General features: G+C 60.8%; 4 protein-coding genes. 2 read left to right on the forward strand and 2 right to left on the reverse strand.

Features of this window, described 5'->3' with window-relative positions; genetic code table 11:
- Positions 1-1163: porin (locus EOD15_RS28015; protein ID WP_148129661.1), on the forward strand; the 1163-nt coding region annotated here is incomplete at its 5' end.
- Positions 1164-1566: 403 nt separating this feature from the next.
- Here the strand turns inward: EOD15_RS28015 and EOD15_RS28020 are convergent.
- Positions 1567-3240 carry a tetratricopeptide repeat-containing sulfotransferase family protein gene (locus tag EOD15_RS28020; RefSeq protein WP_127321258.1) on the reverse strand — a complete coding sequence of 558 codons (1674 nt, stop codon included), beginning with the start codon at positions 3238-3240 and terminating at the stop codon, positions 1567-1569.
- A gap of 119 nt (positions 3241-3359) precedes the next feature.
- Between EOD15_RS28020 and EOD15_RS28025 the strand changes: the two genes are divergently transcribed.
- Entirely contained in the window at positions 3360-4472 is a 1113-nt protein-coding gene (locus EOD15_RS28025; protein ID WP_127321259.1) for a pyridoxal phosphate-dependent aminotransferase, read from the forward strand.
- 36 nt (positions 4473-4508) lie between these two features.
- Here EOD15_RS28025 and EOD15_RS28030 read toward each other — a convergent pair.
- On the reverse strand, positions 4509-5176 hold a 668-nt coding region (locus tag EOD15_RS28030), incomplete at its 5' end, for a GNAT family N-acetyltransferase (RefSeq protein WP_148129662.1).

Here is a 5176-nt window from a genome sequence, read left to right on the forward strand (position 1 = left end):
GCTCCGCTGCGGCCCTGATCGCAGTTTCCGGTGCGCGCGCCGCCGACGCCGTCGTCGTCGCCGAGCCGGAACCCGCTGAATACGTCAAGATTTGCGACGTCTACGGCGCTGGCTACTTCTACATCCCAGGCACCGAAACCTGCCTGCGCATTGGCGGCTATGTGCGTTACGACATCGGCGCTGGCGACGTCGGCTCGTTCGATGGTGCTCGCAGCAACGACGTGCAGGACGGCAAGAACCAGGGAGCCTGGTACAAGAACACCCGCTTCACGCTCAAAACCTGGACCGGCCAGGAGACCGAGCTCGGTACCTTGAAGACCTACACCGAGACCCGCTTCAATTTTGGCAACAGCAACGGTGATCCCGACTTCGGCCCGAACGATGCGCACAACAAAGACGTATCGCTGAACTTCGCCTGGATCCAGCTTGGCGGTCTGCGCGTCGGTAAAGACGAATCGGCCTTCGATACGTTCATCGGCTACGCCGGCAACGTCATCCAGGATACGCTGGTTCCCTACGGCGATTTTGACACCAACGTCGTCCAGTACTATTTCGACGCAGGTAATGGTTTCTCGGCCGTGCTCTCGCTCGAAGAAGGCTCGGGTGCTGGGTCCGTCGACGATCTCGGCAACGGCAAGTATGGCGTTGGCACGATCGACAGCTATGTTCCGCATGTTGTCGGCGGCGTGAAGTGGACCCAGGGCTGGGGCGCGATCACCGGTGTCGTTGCGTATGACAGCAACTACGAAGAAGTCGCTGGCAAAGTTCGCTTGGATGTGAACGTTTCCAACGAGTTGTCGTTGTTCATCATGGGTGGTTATGGCACCGACGACAACCTCAACGACCCGACCTACGATCAGCCCGCGGGCGGCCGAGGCTTCTACAAGCAGTGGGGCGGCAACTGGGCAGTGTGGGGCGGCGGCACCTACAAGTTCAACGAGAAGACCTCGTTCAACCTTCAGGCGTCTGCTGACGACTGGAAGAACGTCGGCGTCGCAGCGAACGTTGCCTATGACATCGTCCCGGGCTTCACCGTCACGGCCGAAGTTGACTATCTTCATGCCGGCAAGTTCGGCGACGGCAGCACGGATAACGTCTCCTGGACCCCGGCCGACAAGAAGAACAGCGTCGGCGGTCTCCTCCGCTTCCAGCGCTCATTCTAATAAGTTCTAATAAGTTGCGACAAGTCGAAATCGAACCCGGCGGGCAACCGCCGGGTTTTTTCATGCCGGATTTCCAAGGGACTCGTCAAAATGCACCTGTACTGCCCGCAGCGGAGCCTCTGCACTTCTTGAATGTTTGGGGCCAACGGTAGCCTGCCGACGAGGCGGAGCCCTGACAGCTCAGGCAACCAGGGCTATTAGCCAGTCCGGCAGCGCCGGAGGTTCGCGATCAAGCGCTTCGAGCGTCGACCAGCAGAAAATAGTCGACCAACCGAGCGATTGCGTTTGGTACCATCGGGTGCGAAATCACGCGCATCCCTGCGCTTCTTCAGCCTCGATTTCAGCAGTGCCACCAAACTCGAGGAGACGTGCGCGCATGAGAGGCACACCAGACTCGTTTGAATTACGCGTCCGCCAAGTCGCCCAAAGCATCGATTAGTGGCTGGATCTCGCCTTCATAATTCTTCCACCGCTTGACGGACGATTTGTAGATCGGTTGGCGAACCTGCCAGCGGCTGGGCGTGTTGACCGAACCGTCCCTGTCGAAAAAACGCAGGCATGCATCATCCCAGGGCAGCCCAAGGTAATCTATGAGGCGGCGTGACTGCGCCTCCTGATCCTCGACCAGCGTTTCGTAGCGGTTTTCGAAGATAAGGCCCGGAAAAACCTCGTTCCAATGGCGCATCAGTCGGTCATACTCGCGATAGTACAGACCTAGTATTCGCAAATCAGTATTGTAGCTGTGTCCTTTGTTGAAGCTCTGGACAAAGCAAGAGACGCAATTGTCGATGGCGTCACGGCGACAATGAATGATGCGAGCGTTGGGAAAAAGAAGGCCGATAAGGCCGATCATTTCAAAATTGTGCGGCATCTTGTCCACCACGCGAAGCGCGGCAGGCGCCCACTCCCTAAGGTAGGACAGATGCTCTTCCGCCAGTGTTCTGGACAGATCTTGCGTGACCGACATGACCGGCCGGCTCAAATCGCCGGCCGATGAGGTTTTAAGGCCGATTGCATTGGCGACCCGCCTTAATTTGTTAAGCTCGCCTGCCCCTTGAACATCGGGATGGCTGGCGCAGATCTGTTCCGTGAGCGTTGTGCCCGACCGCGGCATACCGACCACGAACACAGGCACTTCGGAAGGATTTCCATAGCCGGCCCTGGCCGCCAGAAAGTCCGGCGTGAAGGTTTCAATCAGGGAGTCGATCCAGCGGCGATACAGATTGATGTCGAAGGTGTAGCCGGAGGCCCGTTTCCCCCTATTGAAATGGTCGAATGCCTCACTGTAGCGCTTGAGGTCGTTCAGTACCTTGCCGGCAGCGTGATGGAGCTTGTAAGCACCATCCGGATCAAGCTTGGGATTGCCGAGTTCACGCAGGATGGATTGGAGTTCCTCCGGCTCTTCGGTGAATTTTTTCGTCTGTACGAGGTCGTGGTAGGCAGCCGGCACGTCGACGCGACGTCCGATTGCTTCTTTCAGAAAGGCGGCGGCCTCATCCATGCGCCCCAGGCCGCTGAGCGCGCTGGCCAGCCCCGCCCGCACTTTGGGATGATCGCGGTTGATCTTGAGCGCTTTCTCGTAAAGCGGCAAAGCCATGTCGGGTTTGTCAAACTTGGTGTAGGCGCGCCCCAGTGCACAAAGCACTTCGATAAGTCGGGGCTGCAGTTCCAAAGCATACAGCATATGCTTGATGGCTGGCGAATATTCGCTGACCTTCACATAGGCCTCGCCGAGGCTGAGGTGGTAGTAAGGGTTTTTAGGTTCCTCGCCGACCGCCCGCGCGAAATATCGCAAGGCCATCTCGTCATCGTAACGCTGGTACAGGGTCCCCAGGATGTACAGAGCGAGCGGATGGTTTGGCGTGCGCGCCAGCACCCGAAGGCACAGGTCCTGAGCCTCGTCGAGCCGCTGGGCCTGCTGAAGGGCATAGGCCTGGTTCAGCAGCGCTTCGTCGGCCTGCGCTCGCGATTGAGCGTTTCCTTGGCTCACTGTCAGCTTGAGTATCGGCCCCTTCGCTTTCGGCGCGGGTCCGGGCTTGATGTGCTTTGACCAAGCAGGCGGGAGACGGTTGTTCATGATATCTCGCTAGCAAAAAGAGCCGGATGAATCCAGCGTTACGGATCTGCCCAGCGGCAACTTGCACCGCCCCATCCGGCGCGCTAGCAAGAAGGCCCTTTTTCAAGCGAGCTTCCGCCATGCACCAGCGCCCTCCCCTCATGCCGCTCATCGCAGCGCTTCCTTCGACGGTGCCGTTTGTCGGCCCCGAAGCGCAGGAGCGCGAGCGTGGCCGCGCTTTCCGCGCCCGCATCGGCGCCAATGAGAGCAGCTTTGGTCCCTCGCCGCGCGTCACCGCCCGGATGGCCGAGATCGCTGGCGACATGTGGATGTATTGCGATCCCGACAACCACGATCTGAAGCTGGCGGTCGCCGCGCATCACGGCGTAGAGGCCGAGAACGTCGTTGTCGGCGAAGGCATAGATGGCCTGCTCAGCCTGGTGGCACGCATGTATGTCGCGCCTGGTGACGCGGTGGTTACCTCGCTCGGCGCTTACCCGACCTTCAACTTCCACATTGCCGGTGTCGGCGGGCGGCTGGTGACAGTCCCTTACGAGAACGACCGGGAAAGCCTGGATGGCCTGCTGGCGGCGGTGCGTAGGGACAAGGCCCCGCTGGTCTATCTCTCCAACCCCGACAATCCAATGGGTAGCTGGTGGGAGGCGAGCGAGATCATCCGCTTCATCGAGGCGCTGCCGCAAACCACCATGCTGGTGCTCGACGAGGCCTATGGCGAACTCGGGCCGGCCTCGGCGATGCCGCCGATCGATATCTCCAGGCCAAACGTCATCCGCATGCGCACCTTCTCGAAGGCGTACGGGCTGGCGGGCATACGCTGCGGCTATGCGATCGCCGAGGCCCAGGTGATCCGCGACTTCGAGAAGATCCGCAACCATTATGGCGTCAGCCGCATGGCGCAGATCGCCGGCGTCGAGGCGCTCGCCGATCAGGACTATCTGCAAAGCGTGGTGGCGCGGGTCGCGGCCGGCCGCCGACACATCGCAGGCATTGCCGAGGCAAATGGCCTGAAGCCGCTGGCGTCGGCGACCAACTTCGTCACCATCGATTGCGGCGGCGATGGCGCTTTCGCGCTGAAAGTTCTGCAAGGTCTGCTGTCACGCGACGTCTTCATCCGCAAGCCCATGGTGCCACGGCTCGACCGCTGCATTCGCGTCAGCGTCGGCCTCGACCATGAACTCGACATCTTCGCCGATGAACTTCCGGGCGCTTTGGCGGCAGCGCGGGGAAACTAGTATCCGGTTGTAGGCAAGCCAGAATCACAAGGCACGCTACAAATTCATTTCCCAGGTCTGGCCGGTCAGATCCTTGCCGAAGCTGTGGTGGTGCTCCTGCGAGACCAGCCTGAAGCCGGCACGTTCGTAGATCGCGCGCGCCGCGACGAGGATGTCGTTGGTCCACAGCACCAGCTTGGCGTAGCCGCAAGCCCGGGCCTGGTTAACGCATTCCGCGACCAGTCGTTTGCCGATGCCGAGGCCGCGCGCCGACGACTCGACATGCAGCATTCTCAGCTTGGCCACTTCGTCGTCCTGATGAACCAGGAACACCGCGCCAACCGGCTCACCACCGCGCTCTGCGATCCAGCAGAAATTGCGGCCGGGCACGAAATTGCGAATGAAATCGGCGCCGATCTCGGCGAGCATGGCCTCGAACTCGATCGTCCAGCCATATTCCTCGGCATAGAGTTGGGCCTGGCGCTGCACGACCCAGCCGACATCGCCGACGCGATGCGGCCGCAACGTCACCTCGCTGCTGTCACCGGTGGGATCACCCAGCAATTCCCCCGCCTTGCGCAAGGCGCTGCGCAGTTCATGCAACCTGTCGTCGGGGACGCTTTCGATCAGCCGCGCCGTGTCCCGATCGGCCGCCGCCTGCAGTCTGGCAAGCGCTGCCTCGCCTCGTGAGGTCAGCGAGAGGACCCTTCGGCGCCGGTCAGCCG

This window comes from Mesorhizobium sp. M7A.T.Ca.US.000.02.2.1, assembly GCF_003996995.1.
Lineage (GTDB): Bacteria > Pseudomonadota > Alphaproteobacteria > Rhizobiales > Rhizobiaceae > Mesorhizobium.

Coding starts and splice junctions, on each gene's coding strand:
- EOD15_RS28025 (WP_127321259.1), top strand. CDS start 3,360: ATGCACCAGCGCCCTCCCCTCATGCCGCTCATCGCAGCGCTTCCTTCG.
- EOD15_RS28020 (WP_127321258.1), bottom strand. CDS start 3,240: ATGAACAACCGTCTCCCGCCTGCTTGGTCAAAGCACATCAAGCCCGGA.